Below are 23,785 nucleotides of genomic sequence, written 5' to 3'. Positions count from 1 at the left end.
GCGCAACTGTGCAAGGACGGGCAAAGAAGGGTCTGCTGGCTTGGCAATGACGGGTAGGCGTATCGTTTGGGCGGTGGTGATGCTGGTCGCCGCACTGCTGCTCTATGCCTGGATCGACGGAGGAGAGGAGCCGATACGCTCCATCGCCGAACCCATCGACCTGCCGGAGACGGCAGAATGAGGGCCGCGCTCCTTGCGGGAGGCGCGGCGCTCGCGCTGAGCTCCACGTTCGTGCTGGCGCAGAGCGCCCCCGAATCGCTGTTGCCGCCAGGGTTCGATGATCCGGCACCGACCCCAAGCCCGAGCCCGACGCCAACTCCGCGTCCTACCGCCACGAGCACTGCCGCTCCTGCGCCGAGCGCGACCAACACGCCTGTCGTCCAGCCGCTACCCGAACTGGACGTTGCGGATATCGAACTGCCGCCGAATCTGCCTTCGCTCGAAGAACTCGAAGCGATGGACACCGATGAGCTCGACGAACTGCTGGGGCTCAAGCCTCGCTACGACATTCCGCCGGCGGCGCGTCGCTCGCTCGCAGAAGTCGGCGTGCTGGCGCCGGAGGAAGGCGGGTTCGCGACTGCCTCTCTCGCGGCGCAGCCAGCCTCGCTGGTGCGCGCAGCGCTTGCCGGAACGCGCGGGCCGCTCGTCTCGCGTTGGGGCCATATTCTACTCCGCCGCGCACTCGCGAGCCGGCTTGCAGCGCCTGAAGGCATGGATCCGGTCGACTTCGCAGCCCTGCGCGCCGCGACGCTCAACTCCATTGGAGAGTACACTGCCGCACGCGCGATCGCGCAGGATATCGACACGAGCAACTGGAACGGCGCCCTGACAGGCGCAGCGCTCGACGCCTATGTTGCGACCGGGGACATCGTCGGCGCATGTCCGGCGGTTCAACTTCAGGGCAGCGACCGCGATGAAGCGCGCTGGCAGCTCTGGCGCTCGATCTGCTCGGCCTTTGCGGGGCAGGGCGTGCGCGCCGGGACCGAACTCAGCCGCGCGCTCTCGCGGGGAACCGCGCCGGCGATCGACGTCCTCCTAGCCCAGCGATATGCGGGTGCCGCGGGATCGGGGCGGCGGGCCGTCACCCTTGAATGGGGAGAGGTCAACGAGATCACGCCATGGCGTTTCGCCGTGGCAACCGCTGTCGGCGCGGAAATTCCCGAGAACCTGCTCGCCGATCCGGAGCCTTATTATCAGCGGGTTGCTGCTGTCGCACCGATGCTCGCACCGATGGCGCGCGCGGCCGGTGCGGACCGGGCGGGCCGGGAGGGCATTCTCTCCGCTTCCGCGATGGTGGATCTCTACAGCCAGATTTACGCGATCGAAGGCATCGAAGGTCCCGCCGCGGAGACGGCCACGAGCCTGCGGGCGGCCTATGTCGGCGAGCCCGCCGCACGGCTGGCTGCAATGCAGGAGATCTGGGGCGCGTCGGATTCGTCTGCCTATGGCCGACTGGTCCTCACTGCCTATGCCGCCGCACGCCTGCGGCCGAGCGAGGACCTGGCTGACGCCGCCCCGCAGTTGATCGCATCGATGCTCGCCGCCGGGCTGGACCGCGACGCAATGGAATGGGCGTCTGTCGTCGAGCAGGGAAGCGAGGCCTGGGCACTCCTGGCACTGGCGCAGCCCGATGCTCGGGATTCCATCGGCGGTGGGCCGCTCGATAGCTTTATCGATGCCGACGAGAGCAGCGGGCAGCGCAAGTCGCGCTTCCTGGTCGCGGCGCTGGCGGGGCTGGGGCGGATCGACGGCGATACGGCGCAATCCTATTCGGATCGTGTCGGTATCGATCTCTCGCGCCAGACGAAGTGGATGCGCACGATCGAACGCGCCGCCGATGTCGACAACCCGGCGCTCGTGGCCCTGCTCGCCGGGCTCGGCATGCAGGGCGAAGGATGGGACCGAATGACTGCGCGGCACCTGTTCCATATCGTCTCCGCGCTCAACCGCGTCGGGCTTTCGGCTGAAGCCCGCATGATCGCTGCGGAGGCCGTGGCACGCGCCTGATCCCTTCCGCTTGCGGGACGGGCCGGGCGTGCGCCAGAATGCCATTCATGCTCCGGCTCCGCATCCGTCCTTCGAACTCCTCCGACGAGCGGGCAGGCAACTAGTGTCCGCAATCGAGGATTTTCTCGCCATGCTCGCCGCCGAACGCGGCGCGGCGGCGAACACGCTCGCTGCGTATCGGCGGGATCTCGAAGGGGCGGAGGAAGCGATCGGTTCCCTGGAACGCGCGGGACGAGACGAGCTGGCCCGCCTCGGGCAGGTCTGGGCGACGCTCGCGCCATCGAGCGTGGCGCGCAAATCCTCAGCACTACGGCAGTTCTACGGTTTCCTGGTCGACGAAGGACAGCGCGGCGACGACCCGTCGACCGCACTGCCTCGGCCTGCAGCGCGGCGTCCGCTGCCGAAGATTCTCTCGCACGGCGAGGTCGAGGCGCTTTTCGTTCGTGCGGAGGAGGAGGCGCAGGGCGACCATCCGCACGCAGTGCGGCTCTTGACGCTCCTGGAACTCCTCTACGGCTCGGGTCTGCGTGCGACCGAACTTGTTTCGCTGCCGCTCTCGGCCGTCCCGCGGGACGCGCCGTTCCTGACGGTGACCGGCAAGGGCGGACAGGCCCGCATGGTGCCGGTCAGCGGCCGCGCGGGCGCGGCGCTGTCGCGGTGGCTGCAGCTGCGGCCGGAGGGGTCGAAACACCTCTTCCCCTCGCGCGGCGGCAAGCACCTGACCCGCGTGCGTCTTTTCCAGCTTTTGAAGGCGCTCGCCACCCGGGCCGGGCTGGCGGTGGAAAAGGTCAGCCCGCACGTACTACGCCATGCCTTTGCCACGCATCTGTTGGAGGGCGGTGCGGACTTGCGTGTGCTCCAGACCCTGCTCGGCCACGCGGATATCGCAACCACGCAGATCTATACTCACGTCGACAGCGCGCGGCTGGTTGCGCTGGTCAACGAACGGCATCCTCTTGCCGTTCGCCGCCGCCCGGACTAGGCGCTCTGCGATGATTTCCTATCTCGAATTCGAGAAGCCCGTCGCGCAGCTCGAGGCTCGGATCGCGGAGCTGCGCACCGCAGCCGAAGGCGACGACGTCGATATCTCGGGCGAGCTCCAGCGGCTCGAACAGAAGAGCGCGGACCTGCTCGCCAGCACGTATGGCGCGTTGACCCCGTGGCAGAAAACGCAAGTGGCCCGCCATCCGGCACGGCCGCACTTCCGCGATTTCGTCGAACATGCGTTCGAAGAGTTCATCCCGCTCGGCGGCGACCGCTGCTATGGCGAAGACGAAGCGATCCTCGGCGGATTCGCGAAGCTGGGCGATCGGCGCGTCATGCTGATCGGGCACGAGAAGGGCAACGACACAGAAAGCCGCCTGCGGCACAATTTCGGCATGGGCAAGCCCGAAGGGTACCGCAAGGCGATCCGTCTGATGGAGATGGCCGGGCGCTTCGGCCTGCCGGTGGTCACGCTCGTCGATACCTCGGGGGCCTTCCCCGGCGTCGAGGCGGAAGAACGCGGTCAGGCCGAGGCGATCGCGCGTTCGACGGAAGCGTGTCTTGCGCTGCCGGTGCCGATGGTCGCGACGATCGTGGGCGAGGGCGGTTCGGGCGGCGCGGTCGCACTGGCGAGCGCGGAGCGTGTGCTGATGCTCGAACATGCGGTGTACTCGGTGATATCTCCCGAAGGCTGCGCCTCCATCCTTTGGCGCACGGCGGAGAAAGCGCCCGATGCGGCCGAAGCGATGAAGGTGACCGCCCAGCATCTCGAGCGGCTCGGCGTTATCGACCGCATCGTGCCCGAACCTGTGGGCGGCGCGCATCGCGATCCCGTAGCGACCGCGCAAGTGCTGGCGCGCGCGATCGGCGAAGAGCTGGACGCGCTCGGTAGCCTGTCGCCCGATGAGATCAGGCGCATGCGTGAGGAACGGTTCCTCCAGATCGACGGCGCCTGATCGGAGCGGCGGCCGCTCCCATCGTCTGTCATCCGCGATAGAACCGTCTCCCTGCTTTCGCCGATGGCGGTGAAGAGAGCGACGGCTCGCGATGCCACGGGAACCAAGCCCCCGGACGCCGGGTTTCTCGCATAGAATCAACCGCAGCGGCGATCGCAGCGTCGCGCATGCTTGGAGGAGACATCGCAATGCGTCGCTTGAAACCCCTCGCGCTGGCTTCGGTCGCCGCGCTTTCCGTTACGCTCGGTTCATGCACCTCGATGGGCAATATCCCCAGCGCGTCGACGCCTATCACGCAGCCGGAAGCGAAGATGGGCGCAGAGGCGCATCCTCAGCTCCTCGCCGAGTTCGGCGGGGCGATGACGGGTCCGCAGGCGCAGTACGTGGAGCAGGTCGGTAAGAACATCGCGGTGCAGTCGGGACTGGGTAACGCCCAGTCGGATTTCACCGTCACGCTGCTTAACAGCTCGGTCAACAACGCCTTCGCCATCCCGGGTGGCTACGTCTACACTACGCGCCAGCTCGTCACGCTGATGAACAACGAAGCGGAGCTCGCGGGCGTGCTCGGGCATGAAGTCGGCCACGTCGCAGCCCGCCACTCGCAGCGCCGGCAGGCTGCGGCCCAGCAGAACACTCTGCTTGGCGCGGCCGGGGCGATTCTGTCGGGCATCCTGCTGGGCGACAGCGGTATCGGACAGCAAATCTCCCGCGGTATCCTGCAGGGATCGCAAATGCTGACGCTGCGCTTCTCGCGCGATCAGGAATTGCAGGCGGACGAGCTCGGCATCCAGTATCTCAACCGCGCAGGCTACGATCCGCGAGCGATGGCTACCGTGTTGCAGAGCCTCGCCGCGCAGAACGCGCTCGATGCTTCTCTGCAGGGTCGTGATGACGCGAGGGTACCCGAATGGGCCTCGACCCACCCCGACCCGGCGAGCCGCGTGCAGACGGCGCTGCAAAGGGCGGCCGGCGGTACCGGCGTCACCAATCGCGACACCTTCCTGACGCGGATAGACGGCCTGGTCTATGGCGACGATCCGGCGCAGGGGATCATCGAGGGGCGGCAGTTCATCCATCCGGTATTCCGGCTCTCGTTCACCGCGCCGCAGGGATTCTACATGGTCAATGGCACCCGCGCGGTGTCGATCAACGGGCAAAGCGGGCAGGCGCAGCTCAGCACCGGGCCCTACGACGGCAATCTCGGCAACTACATTCGCAGCGTATTCCGCGCGCTCGGCGGCAACCAGCAGACGCTGGCCCCGGCGAGCATGGAACAGACGACGGTGAACGGCATTCCGGCCGCTTACGGCATCGCGCGCGTCAACAGCGGCAATGGCCAAGTGGATGTGGTGGTGTTCGCCTATGAGTTCTCGAACAATCAGGCGTTCCACTTCGCCGCGATCAGCCAGGCCGGGCGGTCGGGGGTGTTCACGCCGATGTTCAACTCGATGCGCCGGATCAGTCAGGCGGAGGCGAATCAGGTCGTGCCACGGCGGATCGACGTAGTGACGGTGCGCAGCGGCGATACGATTTCATCGCTGGCGCGGCGCATGGCCTACGATAACGCACAGGAGCAACGTTTCCGGGTGCTCAACGGTCTCGGCTCTGGCGATACTCTGCAGGCCGGGCAGAAGGTGAAGATCGTCGTGAGGGGGAGCTAGACATTCGCCCGCGCACAAAAAAGGCGGCGGGATCGCTCCCGCCGCCCTTCGTGCGATTATTGGCTTCAGCCGCCCATCTTGGACGAGACAGCCGAGAACGTCTCCGTCAGCTTTCCGCCGAGAGTTCCCATTGCGCCCATGGCAGCAACCGCGATCAGAGCGGCGATCAGGCCGTATTCGATGGCGGTGGCGCCCTGCTCGTCGCGGAGCAGCTTGTTGATGAACTTCATGTCAGTCTCCTGGTTCAGTCTTCGATACCCGAACTCTTTCCTGCAACGCGGGAACGAGCAGTGAGCGGCAATAAGGGGAATGGCTTTATAAAGTGCTAAAGGTCGGCAACGGCCGATCATCCTATCCCCTCTCTCTGGTGACCTCGCTCGAAACCCGGCCCCACAGTTCGATGGTCTCCCCGGCGACGAGCTGGAGAGCGCCCATGCAGGCGATCACGATCAAAGCCACGATCAGGCCGTACTCGATGGCAGTTGCGCCGCGGGTGTCGCATGCGATGCGCTTCAGAAGATTCGTCTGCTGCATTGGACGCTTCCCCCCGGTACGGTCCCGAGCGCGAACCATGAGCCATCTCTATTAAGAAAAAGTTCTGATAAGCCCGCGGGATGGAACGGAAGTCGAAGTGGATCGCGGTCGTGGCGCTGGCGTTGAGGAAGGCTGATAGTCGCTGGCTGATGCACCGTCGCCCGCCGGAAAAGCATCATGGGGGGCTGTGGGAATTCCCCGGCGGCAAGGTCGAGCCGGACGAACTGCCCGATCGTGCGCTGGAGCGGGAAATCCGCGAGGAACTCGGCATCGCGATCCGCCGCGATCGGCTCCAGCCCGTTAGCTTTGCCCAATCGGCGCTGCACGACGGTGCGCCCGGGATCGTAATTCTCCTTTACCGGACCGACCACTGGACTGGCGAGCCTCAGGCACTCGAGGGCGGGGAGGTCGCCTGGCTCACGCGCGAAGAGATCATCCCGCTGCCCAAGCCTCCGCTGGACGTGGCGCTCTGCCGGGCGCTGTTCGGAGGCTCGTCCGAAAAAGCCGTCCAATAGGGATTGCCAAGCCCGACTCCCCCCCTTATGTGGCGCCCTCCAAGCGCGCCCGTAGCTCAGCTGGATAGAGCACCAGACTACGAATCTGGGGGTCAGAGGTTCGAATCCTTTCGGGCGCGCCATCAAACAGGGCTGTCTCTCTCGGAGGCGGCCCTGTTTGCTTATGGCCCGACAAGACCGAAGCTCTCGTCGAACCCGGGCCTTTCGCGAATCCCTATTGCTTCGTCTGCCCTCCGGCGTAATTTCCCGCACATGGGGCAGGGGGACGAGGGCCGGCGCGAGGAGCGTCACCATATCGCGGTCGAAGGGCGCTACCGCACTGGCAGCGGTGTGCCCAAGGACGTCAGCGTGCTCGACATCTCGGAACGCGGCTGCCGCTTCTTCGACAAGTTCGGCAGCCTGCTTCCCGGTGCGCAGATCACGATCCGCATCGGCCCGATCGGCCCGATCGCCGCCACGGTGAAGTGGGCCGAGCGCCAGGTTGTCGGGGTCGAGTTCGAGAACCCGATCTATGGCCCCGTGCTCGATCACATCCGCAACCAGCTTGCGCGGAATCCTGACAGCTAGGGCGCAAGCCCGTCGTCCACGCTCTCTTCCAGCCAATGCATCTCGTCGTCGGAAAAGCCGAAGTGATGCCCAGCTTCGTGAATCACCACATGCCGCACCAAATCGCTGAAATCGACACCGGTTTCGCGCCATTCCCGCACTAGCGGTTGGCGGAACAGGCTGATGACCGGCGGTAGGTCGCCGGGGTCCCAGATCGACTGCTCGCCGAGCGGACGTCCTTCGTAGAGGCCGGTAAGATTCCACTTGCTGCGGATATCGACCGAATCGAGCTGTTCGCGCGTGGCGAACTCCTCGATCCGCACGACGACCTGGCGCAGCGGCTCGCGAAATTCCTCGGGCAGGGAATCGATCACGGCCTGCGCCATGCGCTCCATGTCCTCGGCAGTCGGCGGGACCTGTCGGAATGCGTCCATACCGCGAATATGGAGTGCGTTCGGGCCTTCGTCACCCCCTGGGAGCGCGAGGAACAATGCTTCGACTCGTCCATTTTTTGGTGGAACATCAACCGAACAGGAACCTCCCGATATGGCAGCAGCCGAAGCGATCTTCGCGCGTCTCAAGCAGGATCACGACAAGCACCGCGAACTGCTCGACCGGATTCTCGACAGCCGCGACGAAGACGAGAGGCGTGAAGCCCTTTTCACCGAACTGACCAGGGAATTGAAGAGCCACGCAGCAGCGGAGGAGCAGGCGCTCTATTCGACCATGCTGCGGAAGCCCGAGACCACCGACGAAACACGCCATTCCGTGGCCGAGCATCACGAGATCGACGAGATGCTCAACGATCTGGCCGCGACGAAGATGTCGAGCGGTGACTGGATGAGCAAGTTCAAGGCCCTCGATCATCGCTACCGCCACCATATCGAGGAAGAGGAGGACGAGCACTTCCCCGACTTCGAAAAATATCTCACTGAAGAGGATGAGGCGTACATGGAATCGGTCTTCGAGCGCCGCAAGCGGGCGGAAAAGGCGGACGCCGAGGTAACGCCGGAGAAGATGGAAGACGCCAAGGAATAGCGGAAAGCAAGGGAGGGTGACTGCGGCCGAGGAAGACTTGAGCGAGCCGGATTTCGACGACCATTCGGAAGAACCGGGCGTCTGGCGCTATGCTCGCGTCGATCGCGCGAGCGTGATCGTCGATGCGGCAGCCTATTTCGCGCTGATGCAGCAGGCGATGCTAAAGGCGCGCCACCGGATATTTCTGGTCGGATGGGATTTCGACACGCGTATTCACCTCGCGCTGGGCCGCCGCTGGTTCCATCGGATCCTGCGCCGCAAGTATCCGCGCCGGCTCGGTAGCTTCCTTATGTGGCTCGCGCGCCATCGTCCGGGGATCGAGATCCGGGTTCTCAAGTGGAGCCTGGGCCTGCTCCAGTTCATGCTGCGCGGCTACATGCTGGTGGATCTGGCGCGCATGGCCGCGCACCGCGGGATCACCTTCAAGTTCGACACCCACCACCCGGTCGGTTGCTCGCACCACCAGAAGATCGCCGTGCTGGACGACAAACTGGCCGTCTGCGGCGGGATCGACATGACCCAGGACCGATGGGACACGCGCGAGCATCTGGAGCACGATCGGCGCCGGCGACGTCCACATGGCAGACGCTATGGACCCTGGCACGACGCAACGATGATGTTCGAAGGCGATGCCGCGCGCGAGCTCGGCGCTCTCGGCCGCAACCGGTGGGAGCGGGCGGGCGGCGAGCGCCTCGAGAAAGTGCCGATCCCCGACGAAAGCCTCTGGCCCGACGATTTGCCCGTTCAGTTCGAGGATGTGGAGATCGGTATCGCGCGAACGCGCGCCAAGCACGACGGATCGCCTCAGGTGAACGAGATCGAGCAACTGCTGCTCACCCAGATCGCCCGCGCCGAGAGGTTCATCTACAGCGAGAACCAGTACTTCACCTCGCGCAAGATCGCCGAGGCGATCGGTGAGCGGCTGAAGGAGGACGATCCGCCCGAGATCGTGATGGTCCAGCCGCTAACGGCCGAGGGCTGGCTCGAACAGCAGGCGATGGATCATGCACGCAACTGCCTGCTCCACAGCCTCGCCGAGCTCGACCACAAGCGCCGCTTCCAGGTCTATGTTCCGCACACCGGCGATACGCCGATCTACGTGCACGCAAAGTTGATGATCGTGGACGATCGGATTCTCCGGATCGGTTCGGCCAATTTCAACAACCGCTCGATGGGCCTCGATTCCGAATGCGACGTGTTCATCGACTGCGATCGACCGGGCAACGACCACGCTTGTGACGGGGTCGCGGCGTTGCGCCACTCGCTGCTCGGCGAGCACTGCGGACTCGAGGGGAAAGAGGTGGCGCGGCTGCTTGCTGCGGACCCTTCGATGCATGGCCTGATCGCCGCGCACGGACAGGGGGAAGAGCGCTCGCTGCGAGCCTTCGATCCACCCGAGATCGGTGCGATCGAGGAGACGGTTGCCGGGTCCGGCTTGCTTGATCCCGAGCGACCGGAAGAGCTGTTCGAGCCGTTTGCCAAAGGTGGACTTTTCCGTAAGGGGAGCTCGCTGCGCCGCGCCTTTCGCGGGGCAAAGAAGAGGATAGGGAAATGAGCAGCCTAGTCGGACCGGACGAAGACGATCCCCGCGGAAAGCCGCCGGTGCCCGAGGACGTGCAGGAGGCGATCCGCACTCTGATCCGCTGGGCGGGCGACGATCCCTTGCGCGAAGGCCTGCTCGACACGCCCCAGCGTGTCGCCAGAGCGTGGAAGGAGTATTGCCTCGGTTACGGGGAGGATCCTTCCATCCATCTCAGCCGCGTGTTCGAGGAAGTCGGCGGCTACAACGAGATCGTTCTGCTCAGGGACATCCCTTTCCAGAGCCACTGCGAGCACCATATGGCACCGATCATCGGCAAGGCCGCGATAGCGTATCTCCCGACCGACCGCGTCGTCGGCATCTCCAAGCTCGCCCGCGTTCTCCACGGCTTTGCCCGCCGCCTGCAAGTGCAGGAGCGCCTGACCGCAGAAGTCGCGGACTGCATCTGGGAGCACCTCCAACCCCAAGGGGTGGCCGTCGTGATCGAGGCCAGCCATAGCTGCATGACCGCCCGCGGCGTCCGAACGCCTGGCGTCACCATGACCACCAGTCGTATGATGGGCACCTTCCTCGACGATCCTCGCAGCCGCGAGGAGGTCCTCAAGCTGATGGGGTATTGAGGGCTGTTGGGGCGCGCAGCGCCCCTTTCGGCCAGTCACTCATCCCAGCTTTCGCTAGGGTCACGATCATTGGTGACGGCCTGATCGCTACGAAAAAGCCGGGACGTCGCAGAACGCCCCGGCCGGTACTTTCATTACGTCCGGCGTGGGCCGGACTGAGGAGACGCTTCAGCCGAGCTGGCCGAGCATGTGCTCCGCGCTCGAGACCGAGAAGTCGCCCGGCTGCTCGACATTGAGTTCCTTCACCACGCCATCCTCGACGATCATCGAGTAACGCTGGCCGCGCTTGCCGAGGCCGAAGCCGCTGCCGTCCATCGTCAGCCCCACCGCTTCGGCGAACTCACCGTTGCCGTCGGCGAGCATAGTGATGTCGCCTGAGCCCGCGTTCTGGTTCCAGGCGCCCATCACGAAGGCGTCGTTGACGGCGGTGCAGGCGATCTCGTCGACGCCCTTCGCCTTCAGGTCCTGCGCCTTCTCCACGTAGCCGGGAAGGTGCCGGGCGGAGCAGGTCGGGGTGAACGCGCCGGGGACGGAGAACAGCGCGACCTTCTTGCCCTTGAAGTAGTCGCTCGACTGAACCTTCTCGGGTCCGTTCTCGGTCGCCTTGACCAGCGTCACATCGGGAATTTTGTCGCCTACCGAAATCGTCATCGAGAAATTTCCTTTCGTCGTCCCGTCCGTTCGCGCCCGATATAGAGCCTGCGCACAGCACGGCAATATGGCATCATATAAAGATCGCTTTATATTTGCCTCGAAACAGACCGGTCGCTACATCGCGACCGATCACGAGGTCCCCCCTCGCGCGGGGCCGGACGTAGCAGAATTGCAGGAGATCATTCGTGGCCGACGCCAAGCAGGACTACATCATCAAGGACATCGCCCTCGCCGAATATGGGCGCGACGAGATCGGGATTGCCGAAACCGAGATGCCGGGCCTGATGGCGCTACGCGAGGAATATGGCGCCGCGCAGCCGCTTAAGGGCGCCCGGATCACCGGCAGCCTGCACATGACGATCCAGACCGCGGTGCTGATCGAAACCCTGGTCGCACTCGGGGCTGAGGTCCGCTGGGCGACGTGCAACATTTTCTCGACGCAGGATCATGCCGCCGCGGCGATCGCTGCACAGGGCATCCCGGTCTTCGCGGTCAAGGGCGAGAGCCTTGCCGACTACTGGGATTATGTGGGCAAGATCTTCGACTGGTCGACCCCCGACGATGCGGATCGCACCGCCAACATGATCCTCGACGACGGCGGCGACGCGACGATGTTCGCGCTGTGGGGCGCACGGATCGAGGCGGGTGAGGAAATGCCGGAACCGCAGAATGCCGAAGAGATCGAGATGCAGCGCGCGCTCAAGGCGTTCGTGAAGGCGAAGCCGGGCTATCTCACGAAGACGGTGCAGAACATCAAGGGCGTCTCCGAAGAGACCACCACGGGCGTGATGCGGCTCTACCAGATCGCCAAGAAGGGCAAGCTCCCGTTCCCGGCGATCAACGTCAACGACTCGGTCACCAAGTCGAAGTTCGACAACCTCTACGGCTGCAAGGAGTCTCTGGTCGACGCGATCCGCCGTGCGACCGACGTGATGCTGGCGGGCAAAGTCGCCTGCGTCGCGGGTTACGGGGATGTCGGCAAGGGTTCGGCTGCGTCGCTGCGCAATGGCGGCGCGCGTGTCATGGTAACCGAGATCGACCCGATCTGCGCGCTTCAGGCGGCGATGGACGGGTTCGAGGTGGTGACGATGGAGGAGGCGGTCGCGCGCTGCGACATCTTCGTCACCGCGACCGGCAACGAAGACGTGATCACTGCCGAGCACATGAAGGCGATGAAGAACATGGCGATCGTGTGCAACATCGGCCACTTCGACAGCGAGATCCAGATCTCGGCGCTCGACAACTACACGTGGAAGGAAATCAAGCCGGGCACCGACCTGGTCACCTTCCCGGATGGCAAGTCGATTCTCGTGCTCGCCAAAGGACGGCTGGTGAACCTCGGCTGCGCGACCGGCCATCCGAGCTTCGTGATGAGCAGCAGCTTCACCAACCAGACGCTGGCGCAGATCGAGCTGTTCACCAAGTCGGACGAATACCAGAACGATGTCTACGTATTGCCAAAGCACCTCGACGAAAAGGTCGCGGCGCTGCACCTGGAGAAGCTCGGCGTGGCGCTGACGCAGCTCAGCAAGAAGCAGGCCGACTATATCGGCGTGCCACAGAACGGCCCGTTCAAGCCGGATCACTACCGCTACTGAGCCAGCGCTGTCTCCGCTGCCGGACGCCGCAGATGGTGTCCGGCAGCGGGCGTTTGCGCCGGGATAGCCGTTGCATCCTTTCCGCATGCCGCATAGCTGATCGGCATGGACCTCTCCCCTACCGCGCTGGCTCTGATCGGGCTGCTGCTTGCAGCCTGGACGGCCGGTGCCGCATGGCTGATGATCGCGGCGGCGGGGAAGGCTAAAGGGGCCGAAACCAGCCGCCGGGCCGCACGGCGCATGGCCCGCATGATCGACGAGGCGCCGGCCATTCCACTGCTGGTGCGCGCCGACATGCGGATCGAGGCATCGGAGCGGCTCGCAGCCTGGCTCGGGCTTGCCAAGCTGCCTGCATACCTGAGTGAACTGGCCGGTCGGAACGGGGAAGGCCTGTCGGATGGTCAACTCGCCGAACTGACCGAGAACGTGCGCCGCGCGCAGAAAACTGCTGCGCCATTCCGCATGGCCATTACCCCCCCGGGATCGCAGCGCAGCCTGGCTCTGCGCGGCGCTCTCGCCGATCCACAAGTCTCGCCCGGCGGCGCCGCGCTCGTCTGGGTGTTCGATTTCAGCGAAAGCGAGAGCGAACTCGCCCTGCTGCGAGAGGAAGCAGCACGTGCTCGTGGCGATTTCGCGGCACTGGTCGGCCTGATCGAAGGGGCGCCGATGCCGATGTGGTTCCGCGGGCCCGACGCGCGGCTGCAGCTCGTCAATGCGGCCTATGTCGAAGCGGTCGGCGCGGCCAGTGCGGCCGATGCCGTCGAGCGCCAGCTCGAGCTGATCGAGGCGGTCGACGGGCTGACGGCCGCGCAGGTCGCCCGCCACTCCGTCGACCAGAAGACGCCGATCGAGCGGATCGTCGCCACCACGGTCGCGGGCAAGCGACGCTCGCTACGGGTTAGCGACTTGCCTCTCGGGCAGGAGGGGATCGCCGGCTATGCGATCGACATTGAGGACCAGGAGGAACTCGCCCGCGCGTTCCGGGCCTTCCGGGAGGCTCAGCGATCGATCCTCGACCAGCTTTCCGTCGGCGTCGCGCAGTTCGACGCGCGCCGCCGCCTGACTTTTGCCAACCAGCCTTTCCGCCGGATCTTCGGCGTGGCGCCGGGTTCCGTCGCGGCCGGGCTCGACTTCGAGCGCTTCCTCAGCGACGCGCGCGATGCCGGAAAGACTCCCGAGGTACGCGATTTCCCGACATGGCGCCGCGAGCACGCAGAGTGGTTCAGCGCCGGCGCGCCGCGCGAGGAAGCCTGGCCGCTCGCGGACAAGACGCACCTGCGCGTGGTCGCGAACCCGATGCCGGACGGCAGTCTGGTGCTGATCGCCGAGGACCGCACCGAGCAGCTCGCGCTTTCCGCCACCCGCGACACGCTCCTGCGCACTCGGACCGCCACGTTCGACAGTTTGTTCGAAGCACTCGCGGTCTTCGCGCCGGACGGACACTTGCAGCTATGGAATCGCGGCTTTGCCGGGAGCTGGGGCCTCGATCCGGAACTGATGGACACGCACCCTTCCGCCGACCGGCTGCTCGAAGCGATCGCGCCGAATCTCGCCAAGCCCGCTCAGACCAAGGCAGTCGGTGAGGTGATCCGGGCGGCGACACTCGATCGCAAGGAGCAAGGGGGGCGCATCCAGCTCGCCGACGGGCGCACGCTCGAGTTCGCAGGGGTTCCCTTACCCGACGGCAACGGGCTGCTGACGGTGCTCGACATCACCGATTCGCAGAAAGCCGAGGAGGCACTGCGAGAGCGGAACATGGCCTTGGAGGAGGCGGATCAGGTCAAGACCCGTTTCCTTGCCAACATGTCCTACGAGTTCCGCACGCCGCTCACGTCGATCGGCGGGTTCGCCGAATTGCTGGAGAGCGGTGCGGCGGGCGAACTTTCCGATCAGGGCAAGGACTATGTTCGCGCGATACTGGATTCGGTCGCGAGGCTGGCCGATCAGGTCGAGAACGTGCTCGATCTCTCGCAGAGCGAAGCGGGGCTGCTGCCGATCGCCAAGGAGCGGATCGCGCTAATGCCGTTCGTGACCAAAGTAGTGCGCGAGCGGGAGCAGGCGATCCTTGGCGGCGGGCTGAGCCTCGACTTGCGCGGCAGCGCGGCAGGCAAAGTCGATGCCGACCCGCGTCAGCTCGGCCGCGCGATCGGGCACCTGCTCGACAATGCGATCGCTGCGACCGGTAAGGGCGGCAAGATACTGGTCGACCTCACGCGCAAGGCCGAGGGTGCACGGATCGTAATCTCGGACAATGGCAGGGGCATGACCGCCAAGGAACTCGCGCATGCGCTCGACGGGCTGCGCACGACGCCCGACGGCAACGGCCTCGTGCGGCGCCAGGGGCTCGGCATTCCGCTTGCGCGCCAGCTCATCGAAGCACAGGGCGGGGCCCTCGAGATCGTGTCGCGCGAAGGCAAAGGTACGACCGTGACGATCGAATTGCCGTGATGGTTGAAGTGGAGCTTCCCGACCTATCCGCGGTTGAGGCGTTCGGCAGGCGCATAGCCGCTCGGTTGCGGGCGGGTGACGTGATCGCACTCTCGGGTGGACTGGGCGCGGGTAAAACCACATTGGCGCGCGCGATCGTCTCCTCACTCGGCCACGACGGGGAAGTGCCTTCGCCTACTTTTACGATCGTCGAGACTTACGACGCACTCGACCCGCCGCTCGTCCACGCGGACTTCTACCGACTCCAACACCCCGAGGAGGCAGAGGAAATCGGTCTAGACGACTACCGAGAGGGTGCTGCTTTGATTGCCGAATGGCCCGAGAACGCCGGCGGCTTCGCGCACGAGCCGGGCTGCCTCTCGATCCTGCTCGAAATTGCTGGAAGCGGACGCAAGGCGATTGTCGAACCCGGCGCGGATTGGCTAGGGCGCCTGCCATGAGCGAACTGCCCGACGGCCTGATTCAATTCCTCGAAAGCGCAGGATGGGGAGGGGCCGCGGTCGATCCGATCCCCGGCGATGCATCCTTCCGCCGCTATTTCCGCGTGCGCGACGGTGATCGCAAGGCCATGCTGATGCACGCGCCGCCTCCTGAGGAAGACCCCCGCCCGTTCCTCGACGTCGCGCACTGGCTTGCCGCGCACGGGCAGCGTGCGCCCGAGATCATTGCGGAGGACGCCGAGGCGGGCTGGATCCTGCTGGAGGATTTCGGCGTCGACCGGATGCGCGACTGGCTGGACGAGAACCCCGATGGCGAGACCAATGCCTACGCGGCGGCGATCGATGCCCTCGTCGAGCTGCACCGCGCGCCGCCGGGACCGTTCGATCCCTACGATATGGCGGTCTATCAACGCGAAGCCGCACTGCTGACCGAATGGTACTGCCCCGCGATGGAGCTGGCGGTCGACGCCGAGGGTTACTCTACCGCATGGAATGAAGCGCTCGCGCCGCTGCTGGCCCGCCAGCAGCCCGGCGTGACCGTCCTGCGCGACTATCATGCGGAGAACATCATGCTGCTCGGCCCCGCGCCGGACGGCACCGGCGCGCAGGGGCTGATCGATTTCCAGGATGCGCTCGTCGGCCATCCCGCCTACGACCTCGTGTCGCTGCTGCAGGATGCCCGCCGCGACGTTTCGGTCGAGCTCGAGCGCGCGATGCTCGACCGCTACATTGCACGTGCCGCGCCCAGTGACGAGTTCGAGGCCGACTATGCCCGGCTCGGTGCGCAGCGGAATGCGAAGATCGTGGGCATCTTCACTCGCCTGTGGAAGCGCGACGGCAAGGCGCGCTATCTCGCAATGATCCCGCGTGTATGGGAAGCGATGGAGCGCGATCTCGCGCACCCCGCGCTCGCTCCCGTCGCAAGCTGGTTCGATCTCAACATTCCGCGCAATATCCGCGATACGTTCGGCGGGGAAATCCAGTGACCACGCTTGCGTCCGACACCGCGATGGTCATGGCCGCCGGGCTGGGAAAACGCATGCGGCCGCTCACCGCGAGCCAGCCCAAGCCGATGGTGCGCGTCGCCGGCAAGCCGCTGATCGACCACACGCTCGATCGCCTCGCCGAGGCCGGCGTGGCGAAAGCGGTGGTCAACGTCCATTACCTCGCCGATTCGCTCGAGGCGCACCTGAAGGAACGCGCCAGGCCGAAAGTGACGATCTCCGACGAGCGCGACCTGCTGCTCGAAACCGGCGGCGGTATGACCAAGGCGTTGCCGCACCTGCCGGACCCGTTCTTCTGCCTCAATGCCGACAACATCTGGCTCGAAGGCCCGCGCGATGCCTTCGCCGACCTGTCGGAGCTGTGGAATCCGGACGAGATGGACGCGCTCCTGCTGGTTGTGCCCCATGCTCGGGCGAGCAATTTCCGCGGACTGGGCGACTTCCATATGGATCCGGTCGGCCGGTTGAAGCGGCGCTTGCCCGGCCGGATCGCGCCGTTCATCTACACCGGTATCCAGCTCGTGTCGCACCGCCTGCTGCGCGATGCGCCGGAGGGTCCGTTCGGCACCATGGTGCTGTGGGAGCGCGCCATGGCGGAAGGTCGACTCTACGGCACCGTATTCACCGGTCTATGGTTCGAGGTCGGGACTCCGGAGGCGATTGCGCCGACCGAAGAAGCGCTCAGGCGTGGCTGAACGCAGCGGGCCGAGCGTCTATTCGATCGCCGCGCACCGCGGTTTCGCCGATGCGCTGGTGGCCGGCCTCGTCCCGCGCTACGCCGAAGCCGATCTCGGTCTCGCCCGCCTGACGCTGCTGCTGCCGAGCACTCGCGCCGTCCGCACCGTTACCGAAGCCTTCATCCGCCACTTCGGGGCAGAGAGTCAGCCCGGAATGCTGATGCCGCGCATGGCCGTTGTCGGCGACCTCGATCTCGACGAGACGTTAGGCGCGCTGCTCGACCCGCTGGGTGCGAGCGACATTCCTCCAGCGGTCGAGCCCACGCGGCGCTGGTTGACGCTGGCGCAGCTCGTGGACCAGGCGATGGCGGCACTCGGGCGCGATCCGAAGCCGACGCCAGCGGGCCGGCTGCGGATCGCGCACGAGATCGGACAAACGATGGACCGGCTGCTGGTGGAAGGCGTCGCGCCCGACGACTTGTGGCAGGAGCCGGTGATGCAGGCGCTTGCCGAAGTCGCCTCTCACTGGAGCGAAAACACCAAGCTTTTCTACACCGTGCAGACGATATGGCTGGCGGAGCTCCAACGACTCGGCATGGTCGACGCCGCCACGCGCCGGAACATGCTGTTCGCCCGCGCGGCGAAGCGGTGGCGGGACCATCCACCGCCAAGTCCCATTGTTGCGGCAGGTGTGACCAGCGCCGCGCCCGAACTCGCCAAACTGCTGAGAGTGGTTGCCGATCTGCCCAACGGCGCGGTCGTGCTGCCCGATTTCGACCTCGCATTGGACGACGCCGTGTGGGACGAGCTGGGGCGCGCGGGCCGGGGCGACAGTCCTGAAGATACCGCGTTCGCACGCGGCGATGCGGTGACCCATCCGCAGTATCACCTCAAACTGCTGCTCAACCGCATGGGTGTCGCGCGGGGCGAGGTGCTGCCGTGGCACCGCCGGGGGCTCGGCGCGGCGGAGCCCAGGCGCAGCCACGCGATCTCCAGCCTGTTCCTGCCGCCGCAGGCGAGCACGGGCTGGGTCGAACTTCCTTCCGAGAAGCGCCGCCTCACTGGCGTGCGGATCATGGAAAGCGCCAATCCGGAAGAGGAGACGCAGGCGATCGCGCTTCTCGTACGCGAGGCGCTGGAGGTCCCCGGCAAGCGCGTGGCGGTGGTGACGCCCGACCGCGGGCTCGCGGCGCGCGTCGCGGCGCATTTGCGGCGCTGGAATATCGAGGCGGACGATTCCGCAGGGCGGCCATTGTCGCAAACGCCGGCGGGACGGCTTCTGCTCCTGCTTGCCGAGGTTGCAGCCGAGGACGCTGCGCCGGTGCCGCTGATGGCGTTGCTGGAGCACCCACTGGCGGGGCTGCCGTTCGGCCGCGCCGACTGGCTCGACCATGCGCGCGCGCTCGAACTCGCGCTACGGGGGCCGCGACCCGCGCCGGGCTTCGCGCCCTTGCGCGAGTTCGTCCTGCGTCTTGGCGAGAAATCGCGCGGGATTGCGGACTGGTGGACCGAGATAGAAACGATTCTCGCGCCGCTCCTCCTAAGTGGGGAGGACGAACCGCTGCTTGCCGATCAACTCGACGCGCTTGCAGCGACGGGGGAGGCGCTGTGCGGCGCGCAGCTCTGGGCACGCGAGGACGGGCGCGCGCTCTCTGCCTTTATCGACGACCTGCGCCTGCATGCACGGGAAGTAGGCCTTGACCTCGCCTCCACCGATCTCGCCACCGTGCTGCGTGAGGCGATGGACCGGGTCGCCGTGCGGCCTCCCTACGGCGGGCACCCGCGTGTCGCGATCTATGGCCTGCTCGAATCGCGCATGAGCCGCGCGGATCTCGTGATCTGCGGCGGCCTCAACGAGGGGAGCTGGCCGCCGCGCCCCGCGCCCGACCCGCTTCTCGCACCACCGGTGATGCGGGCGCTGGGCGTTCCCGGTGCGGACTTCCGCATCGGCCTGTCGGCGCACGATCTTGCGGGCGCTCTGGGCGCGCCTGAGGTGGTGCTGAGCCGTGCCGCGCGGGATGAGAGCGGCCCGGCAATCCCCTCGCGGTTCCTGCTGCGGGTCAAGGCGCTTCTCGGCGAGACACTGCTCGAATCGCATGAGGAGAAGGCCGCGGTCGACTTGGCGCGGGTACTCGATGCCGCTTCAGCCGAGCCGCCGCCCTATCCGCGCCCGGAGCCGCGCCCCAGTGCAGAGCAGCGCGACGTGCCGATCGCTGTCACCGCGCTCGATCGGCTGCTCGGCGATCCCTACCAGTTCTACGCAAGCGCGATCCTTGGCCTGCGCCCTCTCGACGCGCTCGACGCCGAGCCTTCCGCCGCATGGCAGGGCACCGCAGCGCACAAGATTCTCGAACGCTGGCACGCCGCTCGCGAGGACGATCCCCGGGCGCCGCTCAAACCCATTGCCGAAAGCGTGCTGGAGGAAATGAACGCCCATCCGCTGATGCGCGGCCTTTGGCGTCCCCGCCTGATGGCTGCTCTCGAATGGGTCGAGGCGCAGATCGACGCCGAGCCGGAACGCGAGGTGATCGCCGTCGAGCGCAAGGGCGAGATGATCGTCGACGGCGTCCGCATTCACGGACGCGCGGACCGGATCGACCGTCTGCCCGGTGGCGAACTCGCGATCGTGGACTACAAGACCGGCAAGCCGCCGAGCTGGGCCATGGTGCAGGAAGGTTTCGCACTCCAGCTCGGCCTGATCGGTCTGATGGCGCGCACGGATGGCATCAAGGACGTTTCCGGCGAACCCACGGCTTTCGAATACTGGTCGCTCGCGAAGAATCGTGAGGGCGATTTCGGCTATGTCGAAACGCCGCTGCGGATCGGCACCAAGAGGGTCGGAATCGCGCCCGAAAGCTTTCTGCCGCTGACCGAGAAAAAGCTGCACGAGGCGATCGGCGACTATATCAAGGGCTCCGAACCGTTCACCGCGCGCAAGAACCCGGACTATCCGGGCTACGCGGATTACGACCAGCTCATGCGGTTAGACGAATGGCAGGCGCGCCTCGACGACGGCGAGAGCGCTGCATGAGTGGCAAGGTCTATCCGCTCCATGGCAATCAACGCGCAGCGGTCGATCCGCGCGAATGCGTCTGGCTGTCCGCCTCGGCGGGGACGGGCAAGACGCAGGTGCTTTCGGCGCGCGTGCTGCGCCTGTTGCTCCAACCGGATACCGATCCGTCGCAGATCCTGTGTCTCACCTTCACCAAGGCGGGCGCGGCGGAGATGGCGGTGCGGGTCAACGATGTGCTCGCACGCTGGGTGCGGATGGACGCCGCAGCGCTGGCGGGTGAGCTCAAGGCTATCGGTGCGCCGTTCGATCCCGAGACGCAGGCGCGGGCGCGCACCCTGTTCGCCAGCGTGCTCGACACACCGGGCGGGGGGCTCAGGATCGATACGATCCACGCCTTCGCCCAGTGGCTCCTCGCCACCTTCCCGGAGGAAGCGCGGATCGTCCCCGGTTCGCGCCCGATGGAGGATCGGGAGCGCGAGTTGCTCTCGCATGACGTGCTCGCGGATATGCTGCTCGCGGCGGAGCGCGAGGGCGACACGGCGACGCTCGATGCCATCGCCAGGCTCAGCCGCGAGAAGGGGCCGGACGGGGTGCGTACCTGGCTCATGCGCTGCGCCGGTGCGAGCGAACTCTGGTTCGGCCCTGGCTCTTGGCAGCCGCCGATGCGTCCGCGTGTCAACCGCCTGCTGGGACTGGAAGCCGATGCCCGGCCTGAGGATGCGGCGAGGCTCTGCGCGGACGAGAGCTTCGACGTTGCGGCTTTGCGGGAATGCCTCGCGCAATACCGCGAGTGGAAGGGCAAGACCGGTGCGGCCGCGGTCGAAGCGATCGACGGCTGGCTCGAAGGCGATGGCTCGATGCGCGCTGCGGGGATCGAGGCGCTGGCCGAGGCACTGTTCTTCAAGAACGGCAACCCCAAGCTGCCCAAGTCCGCCGATCCCGCATTCTCCGGCGCCAGTGCGCGAGCGGGCGAGTGCATCGCCAAGGTGCGCGAATTCCTCGGCCTTCTGGCACTGGCGGAGAATATCGCCCCGCTGCTCGAGCTCGGTCGCAAGTTCGCGCTGCTGTGGGAGGAAGCCAAGGCGCGCGAGGGACTGGTCGATTTCGACGACCAGATCCGCCGCGCCGCCGACCTGCTCGGTCGCGCCGACATGGCGGCGTGGATCCGCTACAAGCTCGACCGCCGCTTCGACCATATCCTGATCGACGAGGCGCAGGACACGAACGCCGAGCAGTGGGCGATCGTCTTCGCGCTGATCGACGACTTCTTCAGCGGCGAGGGCGCGCACGACGGCAAGCTGCGCACGATCTTCACCGTCGGCGACTACAAGCAGGCGATCTTCCGCTTCCAGGGCACCAGCCCGGAGAATTTCGAGGCCGCGCGCAATCGCGTGAAGCGCGAGATGGAGGCGGCGGCGAAAGCTGCGGAAGATACCTCCAAGGCGGCTGGGATGCTGTTTTCCGAGGTTCCGATCCGCCGCTTGCAAGAATACGGCCTCGGCCATTCCTTCCGCACGGGGCAACCGGTGCTCGATTTCGTCGACCGCGCGATCGAAGCGGTCGGGTTCGCCGAATTGGGTCTGGGCCAGCCGTCCGATCCCCATATCGGCGAGGCGCGAGCGGGCCTCGTTACACTCTGGCAGCCGGTCACCGGCGAAGCGCTCGACGGGGAGGATGACGAAGGCGAGGAAGGCTGGCTCTCGCGTCACGACCGGCAGATGGCCGACCGCATCGCGCGCCAAGTCGGACGCTGGCTCGACGATGGCTTCCCACTCGTCAAAGACAAGGACAATCCACGCAACGCCGGCCCGGGCGACATCATGGTGCTGGTGCGCAAGCGCAAAGAGCTTGCCGGGCTGATCGTCGCGCGGCTTCATGCGGCGGGCGTGCCGGTGGCGGGTGTCGACCGGCTGCGGCTCGGCGCGCCCCTGGGGGTCAAGGACTTGATGGCGGCGCTCCGCTTCGCAGCCCAGCCGCTCGACGATCTCAACTTTGCCAACCTTCTCGTGTCGCCGCTCGGCGGATGGAGTCAGGAGGATCTGCTGGAGCACGGGTATCGGCGGCCGGGCATACGGCTGTGGACGCACCTGCGTGCCTCGCGCGAGCCGCTCGTGGTGGAGACCCTCGAACGGCTTGGTGCGCTGTTGGCGCGGGCCGATTTCGAACTGCCGCAGGCGCTGGTCCATTGGATCCTCGTGGGTCCATGGCAGGGACGGCGCAGGCTGGTCGCGCGGCTGGGGAGCGAGGTCAACGATCCGATCGACGAACTGCTCAATGCCGCGCACGCCTATGCCGCCGCGTATCCGGCGAGCCTGCAAGGTTTCATCCGCTGGTTCGATGCGGGCGAAGGCGAGCTCAAGCGCGAAGCGGGGGAGGGCGGCGATCTCGTCCGCGTCATGACGGCGCACGGATCGAAGGGGCTGCAAGCGCCGATCGTGATCCTGGCCGATGCGACCGGAACCCCTCCTTCAGGCGGCGCGCTGACGCTCGTCGAACCGGTGCCGCGCGGCGACACGGGCCGCAGCGTGCCGATACCGGGATTGCCGAAGAACCAGCGCCTCGGTCCCATCGCCGCCGCCCACGAGGCCGCTATGGCCGAGGAAATGCGCGAGCATTGGCGCCTGCTCTATGTCGCGATGACCCGCGCGGAGGAGGCGCTGTTCATCGGGGGCTCGCTCGGGCCCCGCGAAAAGGGGGAACCGCACGCCGACAGCTGGTACGCGCGCCTCCGCCCCTTGTTCGAAGGCGACGGACTTGCGGACGACCTGTGGGGGGCGCGCTGGGAACTCGGCACGCCGGCACCGCGGTTGCCGGTCGAGGACCCGGCCGATCGAGCGGCCGAACGCACGCTTCCCGACTGGGCCACCAAGCCGGTCGGCCCGGAGCCCCGTCCACCGCGTCCTCTCGCACCGTCATCCGCAGGCGAGGACACGGGCGCCGATCCACCGCTGCCGCCTGAAATGCTGCGCGAGGCGGCGCTGCGCGGCACATTGACCCACAAGCTGCTTGAACGGCTACCGGCGGTGCCCGTCGAGGAACGCGAGCAGGTAGGGCGCGAATGGCTCGAACGGCAGGGGCAGGGCCTTTCCGCCGATGTCCGCCGTGAGGTGCTAGCCTCCGCCCTCGCGGTGATGGCCGACCCTGCTTTCGCCCATGTTTTCGCATCTGATGCGCTGGCCGAGGTTCCGCTCGCCGCGATCGTCGAGGGGCAGGTCGTGGCTGGCACCGCCGACCGCCTGCTGGTCGAGCCGGACCGCGTAGCGGTGGTCGACTTCAAGACTGCGCGGCGCCCGCCCGAAACCCTCGAGCAGGTGCCGTCGTCAACCGTCCGCCAGATGGCGGCCTATGCCGCCGCCCTTGCGCAGATCTATCCGGGCCGGGAGATTGCCGCGGCCGTCCTCTACACGCAGGCACCGCGGCTGATCGCAATTCCTGCGGAGGTTCTGGCGGCGCAGAAAGCCGCCTTGTCCACAGCGCAGGAAAGCTTTGGCCGGCCACCCGTTGAGCCGGCAGACCGCGGCCCTAAATAAAGGGCAACACAACAGGAGAT

General features: G+C 66.4%; 21 protein-coding genes and 1 tRNA gene. 18 read left to right on the top strand and 4 right to left on the bottom strand.

The features are described from left to right. The first annotated feature begins 46 nt into the window (after nt 1–46). The 5 genes from D2V04_RS18295 (at nt 47) to D2V04_RS06545 (ending at nt 5,608) form a co-directional block, all read left to right on the top strand. On the top strand, nt 47–181 hold the full coding sequence (locus D2V04_RS18295; protein WP_267463450.1) for a hypothetical protein: 135 nt from the start codon (nt 47–49) through the stop codon (nt 179–181). Further along, the gene (locus D2V04_RS06560; protein ID WP_119512455.1) at nt 178–2,007 is read left to right on the top strand and encodes a hypothetical protein; all 1,830 of its coding nucleotides are present in this window, start codon (nt 178–180) and stop codon (nt 2,005–2,007) included. The genes D2V04_RS18295 and D2V04_RS06560 overlap by 4 nt, the downstream gene beginning before the upstream one ends. 103 nt (nt 2,008–2,110) lie before the next feature. After that, the gene (locus D2V04_RS06555; protein WP_119512454.1) at nt 2,111–2,989 is read left to right on the top strand and encodes a tyrosine recombinase; all 879 of its coding nucleotides are present in this window, start codon (nt 2,111–2,113) and stop codon (nt 2,987–2,989) included. A gap of 10 nt (nt 2,990–2,999) precedes the next feature. After that, nucleotides 3,000–3,947 carry an acetyl-CoA carboxylase carboxyltransferase subunit alpha gene (locus D2V04_RS06550; protein WP_119512453.1) on the top strand — a complete coding sequence of 316 codons (948 nt, stop codon included), beginning with the start codon at nt 3,000–3,002 and terminating at the stop codon, nt 3,945–3,947. Between the two features lie 188 nt (nt 3,948–4,135). Continuing rightward, nucleotides 4,136–5,608 carry a M48 family metalloprotease gene (locus D2V04_RS06545; RefSeq protein WP_119512452.1) on the top strand — a complete coding sequence of 491 codons (1,473 nt, stop codon included), beginning with the start codon at nt 4,136–4,138 and terminating at the stop codon, nt 5,606–5,608. 65 nt (nt 5,609–5,673) lie between these two features. Here the strand turns inward: D2V04_RS06545 and D2V04_RS06540 are convergent, their stop codons facing one another. After that, nucleotides 5,674–5,838, bottom strand: a complete 165-nt coding sequence (locus D2V04_RS06540) for a Flp family type IVb pilin (RefSeq protein ID WP_119512451.1) — start codon at nt 5,836–5,838, stop codon at nt 5,674–5,676. Between the two features lie 121 nt (nt 5,839–5,959). Beyond that, complete coding sequence (locus D2V04_RS06535; protein WP_119512626.1) at nt 5,960–6,142, bottom strand: Flp family type IVb pilin; 183 nt, start codon at nt 6,140–6,142, stop codon at nt 5,960–5,962. An 80-nt stretch (nt 6,143–6,222) separates the two neighbouring features. Between D2V04_RS06535 and D2V04_RS06530 the strand changes: the two genes are divergently transcribed. The 3 genes from D2V04_RS06530 to D2V04_RS06520 all read left to right on the top strand — a co-directional run bounded on the left by D2V04_RS06530 (nt 6,223) and on the right by D2V04_RS06520 (nt 7,224). Beyond that, nucleotides 6,223–6,657 carry a (deoxy)nucleoside triphosphate pyrophosphohydrolase gene (locus D2V04_RS06530; protein ID WP_119512450.1) on the top strand — a complete coding sequence of 145 codons (435 nt, stop codon included), beginning with the start codon at nt 6,223–6,225 and terminating at the stop codon, nt 6,655–6,657. 45 nt (nt 6,658–6,702) lie between these two features. After that, nucleotides 6,703–6,779 (top strand) — tRNA-Arg (locus tag D2V04_RS06525). A 130-nt stretch (nt 6,780–6,909) separates the two neighbouring features. Beyond that, nucleotides 6,910–7,224 (top strand): PilZ domain-containing protein, encoded by a 315-nt coding sequence (locus tag D2V04_RS06520; protein WP_119512449.1) that lies wholly within the window; start codon nt 6,910–6,912, stop codon nt 7,222–7,224. Here D2V04_RS06520 and D2V04_RS06515 read toward each other — a convergent pair. Then, nucleotides 7,221–7,637 carry a metallopeptidase family protein gene (locus D2V04_RS06515; protein WP_119512448.1) on the bottom strand — a complete coding sequence of 139 codons (417 nt, stop codon included), beginning with the start codon at nt 7,635–7,637 and terminating at the stop codon, nt 7,221–7,223. The two genes, D2V04_RS06520 and D2V04_RS06515, sit on opposite strands and share 4 nt — an antisense overlap. 112 nt (nt 7,638–7,749) lie before the next feature. On the opposite strand from D2V04_RS06515, the gene D2V04_RS06510 reads away from it, so the two are divergent. From D2V04_RS06510 to folE, 3 genes are read left to right on the top strand one after another with little or no spacing between them, the layout of a single operon-like run. Continuing rightward, nucleotides 7,750–8,241, top strand: a complete 492-nt coding sequence (locus tag D2V04_RS06510; RefSeq protein WP_119512447.1) for a hemerythrin domain-containing protein — start codon at nt 7,750–7,752, stop codon at nt 8,239–8,241. Between the two features lie 37 nt (nt 8,242–8,278). Next, nucleotides 8,279–9,796, top strand: coding sequence for a phospholipase D-like domain-containing protein (locus D2V04_RS06505; RefSeq protein ID WP_228766289.1), 1,518 nt, complete (start codon nt 8,279–8,281; stop codon nt 9,794–9,796). Further along, nucleotides 9,793–10,401, top strand: a complete 609-nt coding sequence (gene folE, locus D2V04_RS06500; protein ID WP_119512446.1) for a GTP cyclohydrolase I FolE — start codon at nt 9,793–9,795, stop codon at nt 10,399–10,401. Before D2V04_RS06505 ends, folE begins: the two co-directional genes overlap by 4 nt. Before the next feature lie 168 nt (nt 10,402–10,569). Here the strand turns inward: folE and D2V04_RS06495 are convergent, their stop codons facing one another. Beyond that, entirely contained in the window at nt 10,570–11,052 is a 483-nt protein-coding gene (locus D2V04_RS06495; protein ID WP_119512445.1) for a peroxiredoxin, read from the bottom strand. 188 nt (nt 11,053–11,240) lie between these two features. Here D2V04_RS06495 and ahcY point away from each other — a divergent pair, with 188 nt between their 5' ends. The 7 genes from ahcY (at nt 11,241) to addA (ending at nt 23,765) form a co-directional block, all read left to right on the top strand. Continuing rightward, nucleotides 11,241–12,653, top strand: coding sequence for an adenosylhomocysteinase (ahcY, locus tag D2V04_RS06490; protein ID WP_119512444.1), 1,413 nt, complete (start codon nt 11,241–11,243; stop codon nt 12,651–12,653). Between the two features lie 105 nt (nt 12,654–12,758). Beyond that, nucleotides 12,759–15,101, top strand: coding sequence for a PAS domain-containing sensor histidine kinase (locus tag D2V04_RS06485; protein ID WP_119512443.1), 2,343 nt, complete (start codon nt 12,759–12,761; stop codon nt 15,099–15,101). Continuing rightward, nucleotides 15,101–15,541, top strand: a complete 441-nt coding sequence (gene tsaE / locus D2V04_RS06480) for a tRNA (adenosine(37)-N6)-threonylcarbamoyltransferase complex ATPase subunit type 1 TsaE (RefSeq protein ID WP_119512442.1) — start codon at nt 15,101–15,103, stop codon at nt 15,539–15,541. The genes D2V04_RS06485 and tsaE overlap by 1 nt, the downstream gene beginning before the upstream one ends. Next, nucleotides 15,538–16,527: an aminoglycoside phosphotransferase family protein gene (locus D2V04_RS06475; protein WP_119512441.1), complete on the top strand. Its 990-nt coding sequence runs from the start codon at nt 15,538–15,540 to the stop codon at nt 16,525–16,527. The genes tsaE and D2V04_RS06475 overlap by 4 nt, the downstream gene beginning before the upstream one ends. Further along, nucleotides 16,524–17,240, top strand: a complete 717-nt coding sequence (locus D2V04_RS06470) for a nucleotidyltransferase family protein (RefSeq protein ID WP_228766288.1) — start codon at nt 16,524–16,526, stop codon at nt 17,238–17,240. The genes D2V04_RS06475 and D2V04_RS06470 overlap by 4 nt, the downstream gene beginning before the upstream one ends. Next, entirely contained in the window at nt 17,233–20,253 is a 3,021-nt protein-coding gene (locus D2V04_RS06465) for a PD-(D/E)XK nuclease family protein (RefSeq protein WP_119512440.1), read from the top strand. Before D2V04_RS06470 ends, D2V04_RS06465 begins: the two co-directional genes overlap by 8 nt. After that, entirely contained in the window at nt 20,250–23,765 is a 3,516-nt protein-coding gene (gene addA, locus D2V04_RS06460; protein ID WP_119512439.1) for a double-strand break repair helicase AddA, read from the top strand. The genes D2V04_RS06465 and addA overlap by 4 nt, the downstream gene beginning before the upstream one ends. Nucleotides 23,766–23,785 lie beyond the last annotated feature (20 nt).

Source organism: Pelagerythrobacter aerophilus (assembly GCF_003581645.1).
Taxonomy (GTDB): Bacteria; Pseudomonadota; Alphaproteobacteria; order Sphingomonadales; family Sphingomonadaceae; genus Pelagerythrobacter; species Pelagerythrobacter aerophilus.
The sequence above is the reverse complement of the archived record's forward strand: the minus strand, read 5'-3'. Positions and strand labels throughout refer to the sequence as shown.

What these genes read in the sequence shown, in the direction of transcription:
- D2V04_RS18295 (WP_267463450.1), top strand. Translation starts at nt 47, where the DNA reads ATGACGGGTAGGCGTATCGTTTGGGCGGTGGTGATGCTGGTCGCCGCA.
- D2V04_RS06560 (WP_119512455.1), top strand. Translation starts at nt 178, where the DNA reads ATGAGGGCCGCGCTCCTTGCGGGAGGCGCGGCGCTCGCGCTGAGCTCC.
- D2V04_RS06550 (WP_119512453.1), top strand. Translation starts at nt 3,000, where the DNA reads ATGATTTCCTATCTCGAATTCGAGAAGCCCGTCGCGCAGCTCGAGGCT.
- D2V04_RS06545 (WP_119512452.1), top strand. Translation starts at nt 4,136, where the DNA reads ATGCGTCGCTTGAAACCCCTCGCGCTGGCTTCGGTCGCCGCGCTTTCC.
- D2V04_RS06540 (WP_119512451.1), bottom strand. Translation starts at nt 5,838, where the DNA reads ATGAAGTTCATCAACAAGCTGCTCCGCGACGAGCAGGGCGCCACCGCC.
- D2V04_RS06535 (WP_119512626.1), bottom strand. Translation starts at nt 6,142, where the DNA reads ATGCAGCAGACGAATCTTCTGAAGCGCATCGCATGCGACACCCGCGGC.
- D2V04_RS06530 (WP_119512450.1), top strand. Translation starts at nt 6,223, where the DNA reads ATGGAACGGAAGTCGAAGTGGATCGCGGTCGTGGCGCTGGCGTTGAGG.
- D2V04_RS06520 (WP_119512449.1), top strand. Translation starts at nt 6,910, where the DNA reads ATGGGGCAGGGGGACGAGGGCCGGCGCGAGGAGCGTCACCATATCGCG.
- D2V04_RS06515 (WP_119512448.1), bottom strand. Translation starts at nt 7,637, where the DNA reads ATGGACGCATTCCGACAGGTCCCGCCGACTGCCGAGGACATGGAGCGC.
- D2V04_RS06510 (WP_119512447.1), top strand. Translation starts at nt 7,750, where the DNA reads ATGGCAGCAGCCGAAGCGATCTTCGCGCGTCTCAAGCAGGATCACGAC.
- folE (WP_119512446.1), top strand. Translation starts at nt 9,793, where the DNA reads ATGAGCAGCCTAGTCGGACCGGACGAAGACGATCCCCGCGGAAAGCCG.
- D2V04_RS06495 (WP_119512445.1), bottom strand. Translation starts at nt 11,052, where the DNA reads ATGACGATTTCGGTAGGCGACAAAATTCCCGATGTGACGCTGGTCAAG.
- D2V04_RS06485 (WP_119512443.1), top strand. Translation starts at nt 12,759, where the DNA reads ATGGACCTCTCCCCTACCGCGCTGGCTCTGATCGGGCTGCTGCTTGCA.
- tsaE (WP_119512442.1), top strand. Translation starts at nt 15,101, where the DNA reads ATGGTTGAAGTGGAGCTTCCCGACCTATCCGCGGTTGAGGCGTTCGGC.
- D2V04_RS06475 (WP_119512441.1), top strand. Translation starts at nt 15,538, where the DNA reads ATGAGCGAACTGCCCGACGGCCTGATTCAATTCCTCGAAAGCGCAGGA.
- addA (WP_119512439.1), top strand. Translation starts at nt 20,250, where the DNA reads ATGAGTGGCAAGGTCTATCCGCTCCATGGCAATCAACGCGCAGCGGTC.